Origin of the sequence: Aestuariirhabdus litorea (assembly GCF_003864255.1) — a bacterium.
GTDB lineage: Bacteria > Pseudomonadota > Gammaproteobacteria > Pseudomonadales > Aestuariirhabdaceae > Aestuariirhabdus > Aestuariirhabdus litorea.
In genome coordinates, this window is record NZ_QWEZ01000002.1 from 877,204 (window position 1) to 897,397 (window position 20,194).

The following is a 20,194-nucleotide window of genomic DNA, read 5'->3' on the forward strand; positions in this document are numbered from 1 at the left end:
GTTGCTCGCTAAGGGTGGCCACCGTTTTTCGATGAAATTGCACCGGTTGTGCGGTCTATCCGTCGACTGGGGTGGCTGGCGGGGTAGTGGGCCGGGTTAAAATTCGAGCTGGCGGCTGGTGTCCAGGGCGGAGTCCAGCTTTTTAATCAGTTGCTCGATGCGCTCGCGGCTCTGGGGGGAGCCTTTCTCTCCGCTGTCGTCGTGCAGCAGTTCGTAGGTGATGTTGAGCGCAGCCATGACGGCGATCCGCTCGAGTCCGATGGTTTTGCCGTTACGGCGGATCTCGCGCATTTTGCTGTCGAGGTAACGGGCGGCGCTGATCAGGGCATCACGCTCCTCGTCGGGGCAGGCAACCCGGTACTCCTTGTCGAGTATCAACACGCTCGCTGTGTTAGGAGGGTTTTGGGTCATATTTCGGTATCCAGTGCCTTGAGGCGTGTGATCATCGCCTCTACCTTGCTGCGGGCGAGTTCGTTTTTCTCGATCAATACCGCGCGCTCTTCGCGCAGGCCGTGCTCGCTGGTGCGGAGCAGGCGGTTCTCCTGCTTCAGCTCTTCGCAAAGCGCGATCAGCTCATCCACCTTGGCGGAAAGGTTGTCGATCTGACTGTCGTCCATCGGGGGTCATTCACCACTTTATTTGATGGAATACTATAGGGCGCGGCCTGCTGGGGGTCAATCATCGGTACAGTGTCGCACGCTGAAATGGTAGCATTGAGAGCTTAAGCACATTCGTGATGGAAAGCCTCGATCCAATGACCACCCGAACCCTCAGTGGGCACAACAGTGCCGATGATTTTGACGAACTCTGCAACCTCTTTGTGGAGCTGGAGAGCTGCAATGCGCCGGCGGAGCTGCACGGCATGATCTGTGGCCAGCTGGCGGCCGGAAAGCGCCTGAGCGCTAACGACTGGATCGCCCTCGCGGTCGAGCAGATGCAGCTCAGCGAGCTGCCCGACGATGCCCGCGCCCTGCTGCAGGCCCTCTATGACCAGACCCTCAAGCAGTTGTTGGCGGGGGAGTATGGCCTGCGCCTGCTGCTGCCCGACGAGGAGGAGGAACTGCAGGTTCGCGCCGAAGCCCTGGGGCAGTGGTGTCACGGTTTCCTGAGCGGGTTTGGCCTCGCTGGTCAGGGGGTGGAGAGCCTCTCCGAAGCGGTGGTTGAGATTCTCCGTGACCTGGCCGAGATCGCCCAGGTGCAGCTCGACCTGGAGGAGAGCGAGGAGAACGAGGTGAGCCTGATGGAGGTGAGTGAGTACGTACGCATGGGGGCGCTGGTGGTGTTCGCCGACTGCAACCCGAGTGTGCCAGTCAGCCAGCCTCCCACCCCCTCCCTTCATTAACACGACGTTCCCAGACTGCCAACCTGACCATGATGAAGATCAGCAAGAAAGAGTACGCCCGTCGGCGCCAGCACCTGATGGCGCAGATGGAGGAGAACAGCATCGCCATCCTGCCCTCGGCGCCGGTCCACATCCGCAACCGGGATGTTGAGCATCTGTTTCGCCAGGACAGTGATTTCTACTATCTGAGCGGTTTCCCCGAGCCCGAATCGGTATTGGCGCTGATTCCGGGGCGCGAACATGGAGAAACCGTGCTCTTCTGCCGCGAGCGAGATCCTGCGATGGAGCTCTGGCACGGCTATCGCTTCGGCCAGGAGGGGGCGATGGCAGAGTTCGGGGTGGATGATGCCTTCCCGATCGGCGATATCGACGAGATCCTGCCGGGGCTGATTGAAGGTCGCGACCGGGTCTACTACGCCATGGGCTGCAACCGCGACTTCGATAACCAGATCATGAGCTGGGTTAACACCATCAAGTCCAAGGCCAACCAGGGGGCCCATCCTCCCGGCGAGTTTCTTGCCCTTGACCACCTGCTCCACGACCTCCGGCTCTACAAGAGTGCCGGAGAGGTCAAGCTGATGCGCGAGGCGGGCGCTATCTCGGCCCGTGCCCATATCCGTGCCATGGAGATCTGCGAGCCGGGGCTCTACGAGTACCAGCTGGAGGCGGAGCTCAACCACGAATTCCAGCGCAGCGGTTCCCGCTGGCCCGCCTACCCCTCCATAGTGGGGGCGGGCAAAAACGGCTGCATCCTCCACTACACTGAAAACGATGCCCCGATTCGTAACAACGACCTGGTGTTGATCGATGCCGGTTGCGAACTCGACTATTACGCCTCCGATATCACCCGTACCTTTCCTGCCAATGGTCGCTTCACCCGCGAACAGCGGGCCCTCTATGAGCTGGTATTGAAATCCCAGCTGGCGGCGATTGAACAGGTGCAGCCGGGCAACCACTGGAACGACCCCCACGAGGTGGTGGTGCGGATCCTTACCGAGGGGCTGGTTGAGCTGGGCCTGCTTAAGGGGGAGGTGCAGGAGCTGATCGACACCGAGGCCTACAAGCCCTTCTTTATGCACCGCACCGGCCACTGGCTGGGGATGGATGTCCACGATGTGGGTGACTATAAGGTGGGGGGTGAATGGAGGGTGCTGGAGCCCGGTATGGTACTGACCATCGAACCGGGGCTCTATATCGCTCCCGACGAGGAGTCCGTGGCCAAGCGCTGGCGCGGCATCGGCATCCGTATTGAGGATGACGTGCTGGTAACCCGCAAGGGGCATGAGGTGTTGTCGGCGGGCGCTCCCAAGGGTATTGACGAGATCGAGGCCCTGATGGCCGCTGCCCGCGCCCGTCGAGAGGCCTGTGCATGAGCCATTTTGACCTGCTGATCATTGGCGGTGGAATGGTGGGGGCGAGTCTCGCCTGCGCCCTCCGCCCGCTGGTGGTTGAGCGGGGGCTGCGGCTGGGCATTATCGAATCCCAGCCACTGGCCGAGACCAGTGAGGCCCCCCAGCAGCCCAGCTACGATGCACGTTCTACTGCACTCTCCTGGGGCACCCGCCTGATCTACGAACGGCTGGGGCTGTGGTCCGGGTTGGCGGCCGGGGCCACCCCCATCCACTCGGTTGAGGTCTCCGACCGCGGACACTTCGGTACCAGTCGCCTGCACAGTCGGGAGATGGGGACCGAAGCCCTGGGCTACGTGGTAGAGAACCGCTGGCTCGGGAGTGTGCTTCACGCAGCGCTGCAGAACGATCCCTCCATTGAGTGGCTCTGTCCGGCGCAGGTGGAGCAGATCGTCGCCTGCGAAACGGGCATGCAACTCGGGGTACGGGATGGCGAGGGGCTACAGCAGCTGACCGCCGGACTTACCCTGCTCGCCGACGGAGGCCGCTCCGAGCTGGCCCGCCAGCTGGGCATTCGCCAGCACAGTAGCGACTACCAGCAGCGGGCACTGATCGCCAACGTGACCACCGGCAAACCCCACCGGGGTGTCGCCTACGAACGCTTCACCGATGAGGGGCCGATGGCGCTGTTGCCGCTCTCCGGAGGGCGCAGCGCGCTGGTGTGGACCCTGCCCGAAACCGAGGCAGGAAGGGTCATGGCGCTGGACGATGCTGCCTTTTTACAGCGTTTGCAGGCCCGTTTCGGCTATCGTCTCGGGCGCCTTGAGCGGGTCGGTGAGCGCTTCAGTTATCCCCTGAGCCTGAAGTGGGCAACCGAGCAGGTGCGGCCGGGGCTGGTGGTGATGGGCAATGCCGCCCACAGTCTGCACCCGGTGGCGGGGCAGGGGTACAATCTGGCGCTGCGTGACCTGATGACCCTGGTGCGGGTGCTGCAACAGGGGCTGGCCGAGGGGCGGGCAGCCGGCGAGCTGGCACTGCTGCGGCGCTACCTCGAGCTGCAGCAGCAGGACCAGTGGCGCACCGTAGGCTTCAGCGACTGGGTCGTTCGGCTCTTCTCCGGCCAGCGGTCGCTGCTCAGTCCTCTGCGGGGGCTGGGGCTGCTGGGCCTCGAGCTGACCCCGCCGGCCAAACACTGGTTTACCCGTCAGGCGATGGGGCTGGTAGGGGAGCCGGGGCACGCCGGGCGTGACTAATCGATTCAAGGTGGTGTAACGACAACTATGCAGACAAGCTTTGACCTGATTATCGTTGGGGGCGGCATGGTGGGCAGCGCGCTTGCCTGTGCGCTACGGGACTCTTCCCTCAGTATCGCCCTGGTCGACGGTGGCGACCTGCGCCCCGCTCCTGTCGAGCTGGACCCGCACCGCTTTGATCCCCGCGTCAGTGCACTTACGGTCTCCTCGGAGCGTTTTTTGAAGCATCTGGGGGTGTGGCCCTCAATGCTCGCGCGCCGGGTCAGCCCCTACCGTCATATGCAGGTATGGGATGGGGAGGGCACCGGCCGCATCGAGTTTCACGCCGATGAGATCCAGCACCCGGTGCTGGGTCATATCGTGGAAAACAGCGTGACCCAGAGCGCCCTGCTGGAACCCCTGCAGGCGGCCGATGGGGTCCGGCTGCTGCCCGGGGAACGGCTAAAGACCCTGCTCGACGATGGTAAGCAGGGGCCGCGCATACGCCTCGAATCCGGCCTCGAGCTGGAGGCGCGCCTGCTGGTGGCGGCCGATGGCGCCAACTCCCAGGTGCGCGCCGGGGCGGGCTTTGCACTGCGCGAGTGGGACTACCTGCACCACGGCATAGTGACGACCGTGGAAACCGAATTACCCCACCATCGGACCGCCTGGCAGAGCTTTCGCGAGAGCGGCCCGCTGGCCTTTCTGCCACTGCCCGACAGTGAGGACGGCCGCCATTTCTGCTCCATCGTCTGGTCCAATGTGCCGGAGGAGGCGCAGCGCCTGATGGAGCTGGAGGAGGGCGCATTCTGCCGCGAGCTGGAGCGAGCGATTGAGCAGCGTCTCGGGACCGTGCTGGGGTGCGATCGCCGCTACTGCCTGCCCTTTCGCCAGCGCCATGCCGTCGACTACGTGATGCCGGGCATCGCCCTGGTGGGGGATGCGGCCCACACCATCCACCCGCTGGCGGGGCAGGGGGTCAACCTGGGTTTGATGGATGCCGCCGCTCTGGCGGAGGTGATCCTGCACGCCTGCGCCCGTGGTGACGACTTTGCCCGCCTCGGGGTACTGCAACGCTACCAGCGCCAGCGCAAGGGGGCCAACCTGGCCATGATGGGGGCGATGGAGTTTTTCGAGCGCCTGTTTCATGCCCGCAATATGCCGCTGCGGCTGCTGCGTAACAGTGGCCTGCGGTGGGTGGATGGGACACCGCAACTGAAGCAACAGCTGGTGCGGCGCGCCATGGGGCTGGAGGGGGATATCCCCCGTTTTGCCCGCTAGGTCGAGTTCTCCCTTTTCCGGGTTTGCAGGTTTTTCGTCGTATGAGTCAATCCCTGTTTTTCGATGCCCAGCATCGACACTTCTTCAAACCCCTGACCGGCAAGTACCGGGAGGGGGTGGTACAGTGCGTACGCGCCCTCTACAGCCACGTTTACGGCAGCATGGCCGACTACGGCCATCACCTGGGGCGCAGCCAGATCATCGACCTGTTCACCGAGGCGCTGGCCCAGGCGCCGGCGCTGAATGATGACGACGCCAACGACGGCCGCACCGAGGAGGAGGCTGAGTTTGAGGCTTCGGGGCTTCGCGGAGAGCGCGAGCGCGCCGCCTGGGTGCTCAGCCGCCTGGTGGAGCAGGGTTGGATCGAGCAGCTGTTCGACGAGGTCAACCTGCAGGGCAGCTACCGCTTTACCCGCAATGGTCGCCTCTTTGCCCAACCGCTGGTGGATACCCAGCAACAGCGGTTTCGCACCCGCAATCGCAACACCCGCAACACCCGCAACGCACTGCGGGCCTTTACCGAGCGTGGCGAGATCCACGACCTGCTCGATGCCTGGGAGTTTTCCGAGCGCATCATCAGTGACTTTTCCGACCTGGTCACCGAGCTGGAGGATCGCAAGCGCCAGCTGGTGAGTGCTGTTGAGCAACAGCTGCTGGTGCAGCAGGCCAGCGACCAGTTTTTCGATTATATGGACACCCGCTTCGAACCCGATATCGCCGTGCGCCTTTCCGCCGACAGTGTGGAGAAGTACCGTGAGGAGATCGCCCGCCTGATCCGCGGTATCCGTCGCAAGGAGAGCGCCTTCAAGGCCGAGGCGGAAAAGCAGTTGCGCCAGTCGCTGCCCGACTACGTGGAGGATCGGCGCCAGTCGCTGCTGATCGCCGTGCTGGAGGGGATCGAGCAGCGGGTACGGGGTGCCTGTGAGGTGATGCTGCCCCAGGTTCGGCAGGCATTGCAGAGCTATACCCAGCGGGCGGATATCATCATCCGGCAGATGACCTACCTCGCCAGCCAGCAGCGCGCCGATATCCAGCAGGTGTGCGAAGCCCTGCAGCGGCAGTCGGCGGATACCTGCGAGCAACGGCTGCAGCGGGCGGCCGAGCAGCTGGCGGGGGTCTCCCTGAACTTTCTCGACCCGGTCTCGGTGCGCCTGCGCGAGAGGCGCAGCCTGCGCCGGGTGCAGACCACCCTGGAGGCGCAGCCCCACCAGGACGCCGACGCCCGCCGGGAAGCCTTCGTCAAGGAGGCGCTGGACAAGGCGTTCGTGGTCAACTCCCAGGATTCCCGCGCCTACCTGGCGCAGCAGCTGGCCAGTGGCCAGCGCATTTGCAGTGACCAATTGACCATTGAGGATGCGCGGCAGCTGTTATCCCGCGCCCACCTGATCGAGCTGGCCTCGATCAACGACCGCTCCAGCGAGCAACGCATTCGGGTGCGCTTTCTGGAGGAGGCACCGCCCAGCGCTGCCGAGCAGGAATTTTTTACGCGCGCCGACCGCTTTGAGATCTGGTGCGAGGAGACCCCCCCATCGTGATTATCGACCTATTGCAGCAACAGCTGGCCAAGCAGCAACTTGAGCTGGGCGCCTTCCAGCAGGTGGTGCAGCGCCTGCTCGACTACGGTGTGATCTGCCGAGACGAAAGCCAGACCGAGCAGGAACTCTACGATCGCTACCTGCGCATCAAGTCCCTCGTGGACGATTACCTGCGGGTAATCGGTGTACGGGTTCAGCACGACAACCTGTTTCAGTACGTGCGGCTCTATCCCCCGGGTGCCCAGGTGCCCGGTATGGATGACGAGGCGGGTGGCTTCTCCGGCTTCCGGAGCCGCCTGAGCCAGGGGGAGGTGGTATTGCTGCTGGTGCTGCGCAGTCTCTACGAGCAGCAGCTCCGGGAGGGGCAGATCGACGACGGCGGTTGCGCCATGGTCTCCCTGGAGGCGGTGAGTATCGCCATGAAGAGCCTGCTCAACCGTAGCCTGCCGCTGCAGAGCACCGAGCGACGGGCGCTGTTCCGTACCCTCAAGCGCATGCGGGTGATCCAGTTCGGGCAGGAGGAGGCCCTTGACAGCGGCGATGCCTGGCTGCGCATCCGCCCCATGATTACCTCGCTGGTCAGCCACGAGGTGTTGCAGGGGTTGATGGAGGCCGAGACGGACCCCGGGGAGCCTGGACTCATAGCCGACGACGACAGCCAGGCCAGCCGCTCCCGGGGGGTGGAACCTCCACGGGACCTCGAGCTAACCGGGGAGCCTGAGGAGTCCGGGGAGGCGATACTGCCGCCACCCGCGCCCAGGGCATCGGCACCCTCCCTGTTTGGTGAGGAGTCTTAAGTCATGTATCTCAAGCGTTTTGTGTTTATCAACTGGGGCAATGTGCCGGCCACCGAGTTCGAGATGGGACCGGTCAACCTGCTCTCCGGTGCCTCGGGCAGTGGCAAGACCACCGCCGCCGATGCCATCCAGACCATTATGACGGCGGCCAAGAACAACCTCTTCAACTATAACCCCGGGCAGGATGAGACTACCCAGAAGGGGCGTGGTGGCAAGCAGGTGCGGACCCTGGCCTCCTACGTGCTCGGTTGCGACGATGGCAGCTTCGCACGCCCCTGGCGCTGTGATGGGTTCCTGGCGGCGGTGTTTTACCCTACCCAGGGGGAGGAGGCGGCGCCCTTTACTGCCCTCATCGGGGTACGCGCCGATTACGATACCGCAGGCAAGCAGCCGGTAGCACGTGAGATAGAGTCACGTTATTTCATTGTTCCCAACGAGCAGCTGTGCAAGCAGGATTTTTTCCGTACCCCCGAGCAGCTGTTTACCCTCGACGAGCTGCCGGCCAGATTGCAGCAGCGTTTTGGCAAGCGCGCGGTTGAGGAGTTCAGTACTAAAAAATCCTACCTGGGTAGGCTGTACGGTGCCCTGCGCGGTCGCGACGGCTCCGTTAGTGAGCGTGAATCACATAATGCTGCGCGCGCTTTTTCCCGCTTCATGGCTTACAAGCCGGTGGGTTCCATTACCGACTTCGTCGCCCAGGAAATCCTCGAGCCGAGGGAGCTTGGAGAAGCGATTCGTTCGGTCTCCACCATGATGAAGACCATCAATGGCATGGAGGCGGATGCGCGGCGTATTCAGCAGGAGATCGGGCGCCTGGATGCCGCTGCCCTGCTCAGTGAGCGCTACCTCAGCGAATGGGTGCGCTGCAATACCCTGCGTTATACCGAAGCCAAAGTGGAGTACCTGCAGGTCCAGCAGCAGTACCTCAAGGAAAAGCAGCGTCAGCAGGCGTTGCGTGACGCCCTCGAGGAAAATGGCCAGCAGGCGGGCCGGGTGGAGGCGCAGCAGCAACGCCTCCAGCAGCAGCTGATCCGGCTGGAGGCGCGGCGTATGGGCAACCCCGAGTTGCAGCGCAAGGATGAGCTTCAGCAGGGTCGGGAGCAGGCACAGAAGCAGCTGGTCGCGGAGGCGCTGGAGTTGTTGAGCGAAGATAGCCTGCTCAATGCCAACCTGGATGCGGCGGTGCTGCAGCAACAGGTGCTGGCGGATAAGGTGCTGCGCGAACAGCTGGAGCTGGGGGGGTTATACGAACAGGCGCAGCAGTTGCTGGAGCTGGGGGGCAATGGCCTCGACTACACCCTCCTGCAACACCAGGACTGGGTCGATATGGCACCGCTGGAGAGCCAGCTGCAACAGGCCCGCCAGCTACAGCGGGTGCATGGCCAGCTGGCCGCGATGGTAACCGGTGAAGACTCCCCGTTGCCGCGCCTGCAGCGCTACAGTGGCCAGCGGGAGGAGCAGTGGCAGCGGCTCAACAATCAGCGCAAGCAGCTGGAGCGGGATATCAGCAACCTGCAACACACCCAGCAGGTGCGTTACCCACGGGCGGTGTCCGAGGCCCTGCAGGCGATTCGTGAACAGTGCCCCGAGGCCGATCCCAAGGTGCTGTGCGAGTTTGTCGAGGTGGTCGATGCCGACTGGCAGGCCGCTATTGAGGGTTACCTCGGGGGCAATCGTTTTGGCCTGATTGTGGAGCCCGACTACGAAGCGCGTGCCATCGAGATCGTGCGGGCCATGAAGGGGCGCAGCAGTGCCAAGGTGATCCAGGGCAGCAAGGCCCGAGAGGACGCCGCTCGCCAGCCATCGCCAGCGGCGGACTCGATCATCCAGCTGATGGAGTTCGGTCACCGGGTGGCGCAGGATTACCTTATGGCCAGTTACGGCAGCGTCCAGCAGGTGAGGAGTGCGGAGCAACTGCGCCACTGTCGTCGTGGCCTCACTGCGTCGGGGATGGCATCGGGTAACTACAGCCTGTGGCGTTGCGACCTGGATGATGGCGAACTGGTGTTCGGCAAGGCAGCCCGCCAGCGCGCCCTGGCGGCCAAGCAGCAGCAACTGCTGGAGCTGCAACAGCAGGTGGAGGTGGCGCGCCAGGCCAACGAGCGGCTGGAGCAGTTGCAGGGCTCCCTGGCGCGGATTCGCCCCTTGCGGGTAGCCGACCGGATCGAGGCGATGATCGCCCACCAAAACCGCGTTGTGCAGCTCGAAAGCCAGCTTGGCGGGCTCGATCTCAAGGATCATGAGGGCCTTGAGCAGGAGCTGGGAACGCTGCGTGAACGGGTGCGGGAGTGCGAACAGCAGCTGCTCAACCAGCGCGAGGGGCGTGGCCGAGACCAGCAGCAGCTGGAGCAGGTGGAACAGTCCCTGAAACGCTTTGCCGACCGCCAGGAACGCCTGCTCGAAGGGGTCGAGCAACGGGAAGCGGACCTGATGGAGGTGGCCAGCCACCTGCCTGGCTGCCACCCCGAACAGCTGCTCAGTGCCGCCGACCAGGAGGCCCAGGGGGCGAGTGTCGAACGCCTGCGGCAGGAGAGCGAAGGGGCCCTGCGGGAGCTGCGGCACCTGTGCAGTGAGCTGGTACAACAGGTGCGTGAGCACAACCAGCACTGCCTGCCGGGGGACGCGGTCTACCTCATGATCGAGGGTTCGGACGAGCCCGATGCGCGGTTGTTTGCCCGTATCAGCAAGATCCACCGCGAACTGGAGCTGGTGAGCAGCAAGCTCAAGGGCAATGTGCTGGTGGAAAAGCGTGATCGTATCAGCAGCCTCAAGCGCAAGTTCGACGACACCTTTATCGACCACCTGTGCGGGGCGATCCACCAGTCCATTGCCGACGGCAAGCAGGTGCTGGAAGATCTCAACGACGAGCTGCGTCATCACAGCTTCGGTCACGAGCAGGAGGTTTACGAGTTCCGCTGGCAGTGGATTCCGGAGTACCGCGAGTACTGGCGCTTCTTCGAGGAGGTGCGGCAGATCCCGGTGGGGGATGGCGGTAGCCTGTTTGCCAGCGAGCTGCCGGAGTCGCTGAAGCGGGTCCGGGATCGCCTGGTGGCGATGCTGCTGGATGAGGATGAGGGCAAGGCCCTGCGGGAGCTGGAGCGGATCGCGGATTACCGTAACTACCGCAGCTACGAGATCGTCAAGAAGATCGAGGGTAAGGCGGATATCCTCCTCAGCCAGTACGGCACCGGCAGCGGCGGGCAGCTGGAAACCCCGGCCTATGTGATTCGGGCGGCGGCCATCACCTCGGCGCTGCAGTTTAACCAGGGCACCAGCCACCTGCGCATGGTGTTGGTGGATGAGGCCTTCTCCAAAATGGATGAGGCGCGCTCGCGGGCGGTGCTTGAGTACCTGACCCAGAGCCTGGGTCTGCAGGTGATCTTTATCATGCCCTCCAAGGCGTCGGGCCCCTTTATGGACATGGTGAGCAACCAGTTTGTGTTTGCCAAGGCGCCCACCGACCAGCCCGCCCGGGGCAGCCAGCTCAACACTCGCGTGTTTGTGGACCGCAAGGAGTTGAACCGGGACCGGATCAAGGCGCTGTGGGAGAATCACCGGCGCACCATTCGCCACCAGGCCAGCCTCGATTTTATGGAGACGGTGCTGGCGGAGGAGGCGGCCGAACTGGCCTAGGCCCCCGGCATCTGAGACGGCCGCGATGCCGCTGGTGATGCGGTTGGGGTCCGGTATAATGGTGGCAAATTAACTGAGTAAAATGGTCGGCTGAAGCGGGTGCGTTCGCTACCCGCAAGGCCCAGGATCGGGCGTTTTGCCCCTTTGAGGTTGGAGTTGAGTATGAAGTTTTCCCCCTGCATCAGTGAGTGTGTCAAGGATGAGCCGGTGTGCAGCGGCTGCGGTCGCTCACGGGAAGAGATCAACGGCAGCAAGGCGCTGGTGCAGGAGCTGGTCGACTTTATGGAGCGCATGGAGTACGACAACCCGGAGGAGTTTCTGGAGGTGATCCGCACCAAGGCACTCAAGAAGTACAGCGCCCTGCAGGCGATCAAACAGTCCCGGAGCGCCTGAGTCGCTGTGCCTTTGGTGATCTCCAATACGGTCGTCCTCGCTGACAGCGAGTGGGAGGTTACTGCGGTGCGGGCTCAGGGGGCAGGCGGCCAAAACGTTAACAAGGTATCGACGGCGATCCACCTGCGCTTCGATATTAACGCCTCCTCGCTGCCTCCCTTCTACAAGGAGCGGTTGCTGGCGCTGAGCGACAGCCGTATCTCCCGGGAAGGGGTGATCGTGATCAAGGCGCAGCAGCACCGCACCCAGGAGCGCAACCGCGAGGATGCCCTCGAGCGGCTGCAGCAGCTGATCCAGAATGCAGTCAAAACTCCCAAGCGCCGCATCGCCACCAAGCCCACCCGCGGTTCCCAGCAGCGACGGCTGGAGCAGAAATCCCAGCGCTCGGCGATCAAGTCGGGGCGCAGTAAGAAGGAGTGGTAGCGGCGCTGGCGAGGTCGGGAGGGGTATCCGGGTGTACCGCTTAGCCGTTACCGGGGAGCGCATTGAACAGCGAGTGGGTGCCTGTGCATGGCAGCCCTTTAACTCCGGGGTATTAATCCATTAGCCGATACTGAACCAGCAGCCTGAGAATTTCGTGATCGCTGGTGGCATCCTGCAGCGATTGGTTAAAGTCTCTGCGCTGCGGCAGCAGAATATTAAACTGCTCTTTGAGCAAAGTGCTTACCTGCTTGTCGTCATCGGGGTTGATCGGCTGTTTGGCGTACGCACAGATGCGTTGAAGTAAAAACTCTTTACTGGACATGTTTTTCCATCGCAGAGATCCGGGATCTCTGGTTAAAGGGTTGAACCGGGCTCGGAACGGGACCGGCCAGGTGCTGAGTATGGGCAGGAGGTGTCGGGACTGAAAAACGATACCGCTGCGGGTGTGAAATGAACTCTCGATTTAGCGCTGGGCTATTTCGCTTCGATCGCCCCCGGCATTTTTTAATGCGCGGGGTTGAGCATGACAGGATGTTCCTCCTGCCCCAACCGAAATTTTTTCGCCCCTCCACGAAAACGCAGGCCGGGGTTTTGTCGACCCCCCCAAACCCTGGGCCTATAAGGGCTTTACCCCGCACTATGGCGCATCTGCGCAAGGGGCTAGGTACTATCCGGTATGCCGGATGAAAGCTTCTATGACGCACATCATTACTTGCTGATTCGGCCTGGAAAACCGGTTTGAATGTTGATCGACTCGATCTAATGTTTGCCCACTTAACGCGGTTCAATGGTTTACACCCTGAGTTTTACCTTGCCGTGATGGTCGCCCGGTTGCACCGGCCAGGTGTCGGTTTGTTGTTTTTTACTTCAAGCAAGCATCTCGATATTGCCCGTACATTTTTATATCTCCCCTGCCCGGATAGGGGTCCGGGGAGGCTGTATTGGTGATGCGGATAGAGCAACGCTATGTAAACAACCCAAATTGCCCCCAAGCAATTTAATTATGAACCCAGGCCCTGATCTGATCCTTTGCATGGAGGTTCGTAGAGCAGGGTTTTTGGGCCTCACCTGAGATTCATTGTAAACCCGGTCAACCGAAGGCCGCGTCAAAACAGGGTCTCAAATAGGAGAAATGCGGATATGAGTGCCAACATCATTAAAGTGTCCAGAAATACGGGGAATGCCCCCCTGAGTTCCGTATCCACTCAAACGGTGGCTTTTTCTCACTACAACAATATTTCAGCGCAACTCCCGCTTACCCCTGAAAAGGGTGAGCTGGTTGCCGGTGGTATAAAGGCGCAGGCAAAGCAGTGTCTGGAAAACATTAAAGCCATCGTCGAAAGCATCGACCATGTTATGGACGATGTGGTTAAAATCACGGTATTCGTTAAGAATATTTCAGATCTTGCTGCAGTCGACGAGGTTTATACAGGCTTCTTCAAGGAGGCTCTTCCTACCCGCACGGCCGTTGCCGTCGCTGCCCTGCCGCTGCAGGGTGCATTGGTACAAATGGATGCACTGATTTCAAACGGTGAGGGTACTGCACCCCAGGCACCCAGTCCGCTGGTAAAGGTTTCCCGCAATACGGATGCTGCCCCTATAAGTGCAGTATCGACCCAGACGGTTGCCTTCTCCCATTACAACAATCTCTCTTCGCAGCTGCCGATTGATCCCGCTACCGGCGAACTGGTTGCGGGTGGGGTAAAGGAGCAGACCGCTCAGTGCTTGAGCAACATTAAAGCGGTTCTGGAAAGTATCGGCCATGTCATGGGCGATATCGTTAAAACCACCCTATTTGTTAAAAATATCTCCGATATAGATGCGGTCAACGAAGTCTGTGCGAGCTTTTTTCCGAACTATGTTCCAGCCCGTTCCATCGTTAACGTTTCAGGGCTGGCTATGGATGCTTTGGTGCAAATTGATACCGTGGTGTCACACGGAGATGGTACGCCGCCTCAGCTGCCCGAAGACAGCCGTCTTATCGTCATAGAGGCCAGCAATACCCAAAATGCGCCCCAGGCACCCTGCTCGCACACGGTTGCTTTTTCTCATTACAACCATATTGCCGCTCAATTACCTGTGGACGCCGCAACGGGTGAAATGGTCGCGGGTGATATAAAGGCGCAGGCCCGGCAATGCCTTAACAATATCAAGGCGATCGTGGAAAGTGTCGATCACGTTATTGACGATACCGTTAAGGTCAATATCCAGCTTAAAAATATCGATGACCTGGATGCGGTCAACGAAGTCTATACCAGCTTCTTTAAGGGGGAGCTTCCCGCGAGAACGGTGGTCGGGGTTGCGGCCATTCCGATGAATGCTCTGGTACAAATGGACGCCGTTGTTTCCAACTGTGAAGGTACGCCGCCAGCCTAAGGCGGGTGATGCCAGTGCTATCAGGCGTTTTGATGGCATCGTGAAACTACGGGTGTTCAGGCCACCCGCCTGCGCCCGGATGCTTGAGGGCAGCGCGATACCTCGTCGGGTTTATCGCGCTGCCCTTTTAGTCAGGGGCAGGCGCTGCCGTCACAATGTGAGAAATGATCGCTAAGGGGGGTTGTGGCTCAGGTGGCTTGCGGCAGGCGCTTCAATCCATCCGCATCGGTGGCCGCTACTGGACGATGCGAACCTTGAAGCGACGGCCCTTGATCTTGCCGTTGATCAATCGACCCAGGGCGCGGTTGGCGCTGTTGCGGCGAATCGCCACGAAGGCCACTCGGTCGAGGATATTGATCTTGCCCACCTCTGAGCTGTCGATACCGGCTTCACCGGTCAGGGCGCCCAGGATATCGCCGGGACGCACCTTGTCCTTGCGGCCACCGGCGATGCAGAGGGTGACCATCTCCGCCACCAGGGGTGCCTCCTCTTCCTGCAACTCCTGCAGCTCTCCGAGGGGCAGCGGCTGTCCGAAATACTCCTCGATCGCCTTCACCCGGTGGCCCTCACGGTCGCCGTAGAGACTGAGGGCAAGCCCCTCCCTGCCGGCGCGGCCGGTACGCCCGATGCGGTGCACATAGGTTTCTGCGCTGTGGGGCAGGTCGAAGTTTACCACCGCTGCCAGGTTGCTGATGTCGAGTCCGCGGGCGGCCACATCGGTGGCAACCAGGATCGAGCAGCTGCCATTGGCGAACAGCACCAGTGCCTGGTCGCGCGCCTTCTGCTCCATGTCGCCGTGCAGGGGGGCCGCACTGTAACCGCTCTGGGTCAGGTAACTGCACACCTCCTCGCACTGCTGCTTGGTGTTGCAGAACACCACGCAGGAGGCGGGCCGGTAGTGACCCAACAGTTTGACCAGTAGCGGGTTCTTGTTGCGGTTATCCACCGGGAAGCGCCACTGCTGGATCTGGCTGTGGCTGTGCACCGACTCCACACTGACTTCGACCGGCTGCCGCTGGAAGCGAGTGCTCAGGGTGCGGATCTCATCTGGGTAGGTGGCGGAGAAGAGCAGGGTCTGGCGCTGCCCGGGGATCGCCTCGATGATCCCCTCGATCGCCTCGATAAAGCCCATGTCGAGCATACGGTCGGCTTCGTCCAGTACGAGAGTGGAGACGGCATCCAGCTGCAGGGTGCCTTTGCGCAGGTGGTCCGCGATACGCCCGGGCGTGCCTACCACCACATGGGCACCGTGCTCCAGCGAGCCGATCTGGGGGCCGATCGGCTGGCCGCCGCAGAGGGTGATGATCTTCAGGTTCGGCTGGAAGCGGGCCAGGCGCCGCAGCTCATTGGCGACCTGGGTGCTGAGTTCGCGGGTAGGACAGAGCACCAGCGCCTGCACCCGGAACATCGGTGGCTTGAGTCGCAGCAGCAGGCTGATGCCGAAGGCGGCGGTTTTGCCGCTGCCGGTTTTGGCCTGGGCGATCAGGTCTTTGCCCGCCAGGGCGTGGGGGATCGCCTGTGCCTGGATGGGGGTCATCTGCAGGTAGTCAAGCTGTTGCAGGGTGGTGAGCAGCGCTGGTGGCAGCGGCAGGCGGGAGAAGGCGGTATCGGACACGGGATGCTCTGGCAGGGTAGGGAAGGCGCCATTGTAGCAGAGTCGCGGCTAAAGCCTTATTGCGGATATCTGTAAAGGGGCAGGCAGCTGCTAAAATGGACGAAGGAGGATTTCACTATGCTGGTGACCGTTGCACGCTACTCCTTCCCCTACGAAGCCCAGATCGCCCGCGCCCGCCTGCAGGCCCAGGGCATTGAGGCTTACGTGGCCGACGAGCACACCATCAACATGCAATGGCTTTACTCGGACGCCCTCGGTGGGGTCAAGGTACAGGTGGTGGTGGAGGATCTGGAGCAGGCGCGCTCGATCCTCGCCGAGGACCTCTCCTGTGAGCTGGAAGCCGGGCTCGAACTTCCCGACCCACCCTCCCCCTGCTGCCAGGGCTGTGGTAGCCCGCACCTGGAGCCCTATGGCCATAAAACCTCGCTGTTTCTGGTGTTGTTGAGCTGGCGGATCGGCTGGTCCGCCCCCCACAGCCTGCGCTGCCGCGACTGCGGGGCGGTGGAGCCCTACCTGCCGCCGCGTTAGGGGTGGGTGACCGGCCCGCGATGCCCTCCGCGATCCAATGCCCCTGCCCGGGGTAAGGTAAAAACGTGGTAAAGTGGTGGCCCTCACCGGTTGCTAACGGACTCCCCCTATGAGCCTGATGTTTGAAGAGCTGGACTACCAGCACACCCCGTTGGGGGATATCAGCCTGCGCAAGCGCGTTGAGCCGCGACTCGATGGCATCACCCTCTACGAGGTTAAGCTGAACGATGAGTGGCTGATGTCGAGCCTGTTCACGGAGGCGGAGATCCAGCTCTCGCGCCTGGGGCTGGCGGCGCTGGAGGGCCGTGACCTGCAGGTGGTGGTCGGCGGGCTGGGGCTGGGCTACACCGCCGCCGCCGCGCTGGAGGATGAGCGGGTGCAGTCGCTGCTGGTGGTGGATGTGATGGCCCCGGTGATCGACTGGCACCGGCGTCACCTGGTGCCCCTGGGCAAGACCCTGACCGAGGACCCCCGCTGCCGCCTGGTGCTCGCCGATTTCTTCGCGGTGGCCACCGATCCCGGGCGGGGCTTCGACGGCAGCGACCGCTCCACCCCCGTGGACGCCATCCTGCTCGATATTGACCACGCTCCCAGCCACTGGCTCAACCCCGGTAACGGGGCCTTCTACTCATTAGAGGGGTTGCGGGCGATGGCCGCCAAACTCAATCCGGGGGGTGTTTTTGCCCTCTGGTCCAACGATCCCCCCGAGCCCGAGTTCGAGGCGCTACTGGGATCGGTGTTTGGCAACTGTGCCTCCCACATTGTGCGTTTCCCCAACCCCTACCGGGCCCAGGAATCCACCAACACGGTTTACGTAGCGACCCGGGCCTGAGGCGGTGCCGACTAGCTGGAAGTGACCCAGAGCACCTCGGCGTCTTCATCGCTGATGGAGATCAGGGCGTGGCCCATGCTGCCGTCGTAGTAGCTGCTGTCCCCTGCCTCCAGGTCGACCGGCTGGTAGTACTCGCTGAAAAATCGCACCTTGCCGCTCAGCACCAGCAGGAACTCCTCCCCCTCGTGGCGTACCCAGTTGGGGTAGTCATCAAAGGAGCGTGAGCGCACGATCGATTTGTAGGGCAGCATGCGCTTGTTGGTGAGGGCGCTGGCCAGGATCTCATGTTCGTAGGTGGGGGTGGGGTGGGTTCGCCCCTCGCCGGCGCGGGTGATATCGCGGCGCCCGGTGCTACGGCTCTCGTGGGTGGTGGCGAACAGCTGGGGGATATCGATGTTTAACCCCTTGGCCAGCTTCTGCACCGCCTGGAAGGTGGGAGAAAGCTGCTCGTTCTCGATCTTGGAGAGGGTGGAGCGGGCCAGGCCGGTGCGCTGGCTGGCCTCCTCGAGGGTGAGGTTGTGGCTGAGGCGGATTTCCCGCACCCTTTTGCCCAGCTGCAGCTCGGTGACCTGGCTCTCGGCCTGGGGGTGGCTGTCCCGCTGGTTTTCGCGCTCGATCTCGCGCTCCTGCTCCAGTATGGACGATGGGTTGTCGTGGTCCGGCATCGCCAGTATTCCCAGGTTTCCTAAAGTAAACGGATGTTCGATGGTGTTGGCCGTTGCATCGGCTGCACAAGGCTGGTTTATAGAATACACCAAGAGGGGAGGGCGACCAATTCGGGGTTTCCAGGGAAATATCTACTTTTTGGTTATATGTTTCCTATAGGAAATAAAAGTTGATAGGGTTTCTCTCAGGCGTATAATTCCCGCAGAGTCTGCAGCAACCCGCGTTTAGGCGATCCCGCCAACGCACGGAGCACGATGATGTCCCTAAGCCTGTTTGACCTGTTCAAGGTTGGTATTGGCCCCTCCAGTTCCCACACCGTTGGCCCGATGTGGGCGGCGCACCGCTTTCTGGCGTATGCCGAAGCCCTCGGCCTGCTGGCGCAGAGTGCGCGGGTGCGAGTGTCGCTGTACGGCTCCCTCGCCATGACGGGCAAGGGACACGGCACCGACACGGCGGTGTTGTTGGGGCTCAGTGGCGAGTGCCCCGACCGCATCGACCCCGATGCGGTGGCCCCCCTGCTGGAGCGTATCCGTGCCGAGCGCTCGCTGCGACTGGGAGGACAATGGCCGGTCGCCTTCGATGAGTCCCGTGACCTCTGCTTCCTGTTTGGGGAGAGCCTGCCCCAACACCCCAACGGCCTCTGCTTCGAGCTCTTTGATGGCGCCGGGATCCAGCAGCTGTTACGACGCTACTTTTCGGTGGGAGGGGGCTTTGTGCTGTGCGAGGATGAGATCGCCCAGCCCCGCTCAGCGATGCTCAACCATCCCATTCCCTACCCCTTTGAAACCGGTCTGGAGCTGCTCCAGCGTTGCCGCGAGTCCGGCCTCAGTATCGCCGGGGTGGTGCTGGCCAATGAGCGGGCGATGCGTTCCGCCGATGAGGTGGAGTCGCGTTTGCGGGAGATCTGGCAGGTGATGGAGGCCAGCATCGAGCGGGGTTGTCGTGAGCGGGGCGAGCTGCCCGGCGGGCTGGGGCTGCGACGGCGCGCCCACCGCCTGCGCGAGGAGCTGGTCGCGCGTCCCGAGGCCACCATGCGCGATCCCCTCAATGTGATGGACTGGATCAACCTCTACGCCATGGCGGTGAATGAAGAGAACGCCGCCGGAGGGCGGGTGGTGACCGCCCCCACCAACGGCGCCGCCGGGGTGATCCCTGCGGTACTGGCCTACTACAACCGCTTTATGAGTGGCGCCAACGAGCAGGGGATCTTTACCTTCCTCTGCACTGCCGCCGCCATCGGTATGCTGTACAAGAAAAACGCCTCCATCTCCGCTGCCGAAGTGGGCTGCCAGGGCGAAGTGGGGGTGGCCTGCTCGATGGCCGCTGCCGGCCTGGCCGCGGTCATGGGGGGTAGCAACGAGCAGATTGAAAACGCCGCCGAGATCGGCATGGAACACAATCTGGGGCTCACCTGCGACCCCATCGCCGGGCTGGTACAGGTGCCCTGCATCGAACGCAATACCATGGGCGCCGTCAAGGCGGTCAACGCTGCCCGCCTGGCCCTGCGCGGGGACGGTTCGCACCAGGTGCCACTGGACAGCGTGATCGAAACCATGCGCCAGACCGGCGCCGACATGCAGCAGAAGTACAAGGAGACCGCCGAGGGTGGACTGGCGGTCAATGTGGTCGCCTGCTGATGCTGTACCCCTTTTCGCTTTCAACGACCTCGCCCACTGTCGGGCGGGATCGACACTTCACTTTTACTGTTTAACTTCAGGAACTTAACCATGAGCAATACTCCCGACAATCTACGATTTACCAAAAGCCACGAGTGGGTACTCGATAACGGTGACGGCACCGTGACCATGGGGATCACCGACCATGCCCAGGAGCTGTTGGGCGATGTGGTGTTCGTGGAGCTGCCCGAGCTGGAGCGGCAGGTGGAAGCGGGGGAGGAATTCTCCCTGGTGGAGTCCGTCAAGGCGGCCTCCGATATCTACAGCCCGGTGAGCGGCGAGGTGATCGCGGTCAACGATGCCCTTGAGGATGCCCCCGAAACCGTCAACGAGGAACCCTATGGCGGCGGCTGGATCGCCAAACTGCGCCTCGCCGATGGCGTCGATCTGGCCGAGCTGCTGGACGCCGCCGCCTACGCCGACCTGGTGGCCGAAAGCCACTAAGCCCTGGTCGCGGTCACCCCGAGTGGCCGCCCCCACTGCCCCGATGGCACCCACCCTTAACGGCCCTGCATG

Annotated in this window: 19 protein-coding genes; 14 read left to right on the plus strand and 5 right to left on the minus strand. The window is 62.4% G+C overall.

Annotated elements, in window-relative coordinates:
• Positions 1–96: 96 nt before the first annotated feature.
• The gene (locus D0544_RS14155; RefSeq protein ID WP_125017251.1) at positions 97–411 is read right to left on the minus strand and encodes a cell division protein ZapA; all 315 of its coding nucleotides are present in this window, start codon (positions 409–411) and stop codon (positions 97–99) included.
• Complete coding sequence (locus tag D0544_RS14160; RefSeq protein ID WP_125017253.1) at positions 408–617, minus strand: TIGR02449 family protein; 210 nt, start codon at positions 615–617, stop codon at positions 408–410. The genes D0544_RS14155 and D0544_RS14160 overlap by 4 nt, the downstream gene beginning before the upstream one ends.
• Before the next feature lie 137 nt (positions 618–754).
• On the opposite strand from D0544_RS14160, the gene D0544_RS14165 reads away from it, so the two are divergent.
• The 9 genes from D0544_RS14165 (at position 755) to arfB (ending at position 11,985) form a co-directional block, all read left to right on the plus strand.
• Complete coding sequence (locus D0544_RS14165; RefSeq protein ID WP_164880940.1) at positions 755–1,342, plus strand: UPF0149 family protein; 588 nt, start codon at positions 755–757, stop codon at positions 1,340–1,342.
• 32 nt (positions 1,343–1,374) lie between these two features.
• Positions 1,375–2,715 carry a Xaa-Pro aminopeptidase gene (gene pepP, locus D0544_RS14170; RefSeq protein ID WP_207905933.1) on the plus strand — a complete coding sequence of 447 codons (1,341 nt, stop codon included), beginning with the start codon at positions 1,375–1,377 and terminating at the stop codon, positions 2,713–2,715.
• Positions 2,712–3,944: a 2-octaprenyl-6-methoxyphenyl hydroxylase gene (gene ubiH, locus D0544_RS14175; RefSeq protein ID WP_125017259.1), complete on the plus strand. Its 1,233-nt coding sequence runs from the start codon at positions 2,712–2,714 to the stop codon at positions 3,942–3,944. The genes pepP and ubiH overlap by 4 nt, the downstream gene beginning before the upstream one ends.
• A 27-nt stretch (positions 3,945–3,971) precedes the next feature.
• Positions 3,972–5,204: an FAD-dependent monooxygenase gene (locus D0544_RS14180; RefSeq protein ID WP_125017261.1), complete on the plus strand. Its 1,233-nt coding sequence runs from the start codon at positions 3,972–3,974 to the stop codon at positions 5,202–5,204.
• A 41-nt stretch (positions 5,205–5,245) separates the two neighbouring features.
• Positions 5,246–6,739, plus strand: coding sequence for a Wadjet anti-phage system protein JetA family protein (locus D0544_RS14185; RefSeq protein WP_125017263.1), 1,494 nt, complete (start codon positions 5,246–5,248; stop codon positions 6,737–6,739).
• Positions 6,736–7,536, plus strand: coding sequence for a DUF4194 domain-containing protein (locus D0544_RS14190; RefSeq protein WP_243647344.1), 801 nt, complete (start codon positions 6,736–6,738; stop codon positions 7,534–7,536). Before D0544_RS14185 ends, D0544_RS14190 begins: the two co-directional genes overlap by 4 nt.
• Before the next feature lie 3 nt (positions 7,537–7,539).
• Positions 7,540–11,169 carry an ATP-binding protein gene (locus tag D0544_RS14195; protein WP_125017265.1) on the plus strand — a complete coding sequence of 1,210 codons (3,630 nt, stop codon included), beginning with the start codon at positions 7,540–7,542 and terminating at the stop codon, positions 11,167–11,169.
• A gap of 162 nt (positions 11,170–11,331) precedes the next feature.
• Entirely contained in the window at positions 11,332–11,562 is a 231-nt protein-coding gene (locus D0544_RS14200; protein WP_125017267.1) for a DUF1289 domain-containing protein, read from the plus strand.
• Between the two features lie 6 nt (positions 11,563–11,568).
• Positions 11,569–11,985, plus strand: a complete 417-nt coding sequence (gene arfB / locus D0544_RS14205) for an alternative ribosome rescue aminoacyl-tRNA hydrolase ArfB (RefSeq protein ID WP_207905889.1) — start codon at positions 11,569–11,571, stop codon at positions 11,983–11,985.
• 112 nt (positions 11,986–12,097) lie between these two features.
• On the opposite strand, the gene D0544_RS14210 is transcribed toward arfB, so the two are convergent.
• On the minus strand, positions 12,098–12,307 hold the full coding sequence (locus tag D0544_RS14210; RefSeq protein WP_125017269.1) for a hypothetical protein: 210 nt from the start codon (positions 12,305–12,307) through the stop codon (positions 12,098–12,100).
• Positions 12,308–13,125: 818 nt separating this feature from the next.
• Between D0544_RS14210 and D0544_RS14215 the strand changes: the two genes are divergently transcribed.
• Positions 13,126–14,361 (plus strand): RidA family protein, encoded by a 1,236-nt coding sequence (locus tag D0544_RS14215; RefSeq protein WP_125017271.1) that lies wholly within the window; start codon positions 13,126–13,128, stop codon positions 14,359–14,361.
• A 235-nt stretch (positions 14,362–14,596) separates the two neighbouring features.
• Here D0544_RS14215 and dbpA read toward each other — a convergent pair whose 3' ends face one another.
• A complete protein-coding gene (gene dbpA / locus D0544_RS14220) occupies positions 14,597–15,976 on the minus strand; it encodes an ATP-dependent RNA helicase DbpA (protein WP_125017273.1) in 1,380 nt (459 codons plus the stop codon).
• 117 nt (positions 15,977–16,093) lie between these two features.
• On the opposite strand from dbpA, the gene D0544_RS14225 reads away from it, so the two are divergent.
• Positions 16,094–16,504: a putative signal transducing protein gene (locus tag D0544_RS14225; RefSeq protein WP_125017275.1), complete on the plus strand. Its 411-nt coding sequence runs from the start codon at positions 16,094–16,096 to the stop codon at positions 16,502–16,504.
• Between the two features lie 109 nt (positions 16,505–16,613).
• Complete coding sequence (locus D0544_RS14230) at positions 16,614–17,336, plus strand: polyamine aminopropyltransferase (RefSeq protein WP_125017277.1); 723 nt, start codon at positions 16,614–16,616, stop codon at positions 17,334–17,336.
• An 11-nt stretch (positions 17,337–17,347) separates the two neighbouring features.
• Here the strand turns inward: D0544_RS14230 and D0544_RS14235 are convergent, their stop codons facing one another.
• Positions 17,348–18,001, minus strand: a complete 654-nt coding sequence (locus D0544_RS14235) for a helix-turn-helix domain-containing protein (RefSeq protein ID WP_125017279.1) — start codon at positions 17,999–18,001, stop codon at positions 17,348–17,350.
• Between the two features lie 258 nt (positions 18,002–18,259).
• Between D0544_RS14235 and D0544_RS14240 the strand changes: the two genes are divergently transcribed.
• Both D0544_RS14240 and gcvH read left to right on the plus strand, forming a co-directional pair.
• Positions 18,260–19,639: an L-serine ammonia-lyase gene (locus D0544_RS14240; protein WP_125018332.1), complete on the plus strand. Its 1,380-nt coding sequence runs from the start codon at positions 18,260–18,262 to the stop codon at positions 19,637–19,639.
• Positions 19,640–19,729: 90 nt separating this feature from the next.
• Complete coding sequence (gcvH, locus tag D0544_RS14245; RefSeq protein ID WP_125017281.1) at positions 19,730–20,122, plus strand: glycine cleavage system protein GcvH; 393 nt, start codon at positions 19,730–19,732, stop codon at positions 20,120–20,122.
• The last annotated feature ends 72 nt before the right edge of the window (positions 20,123–20,194 follow it).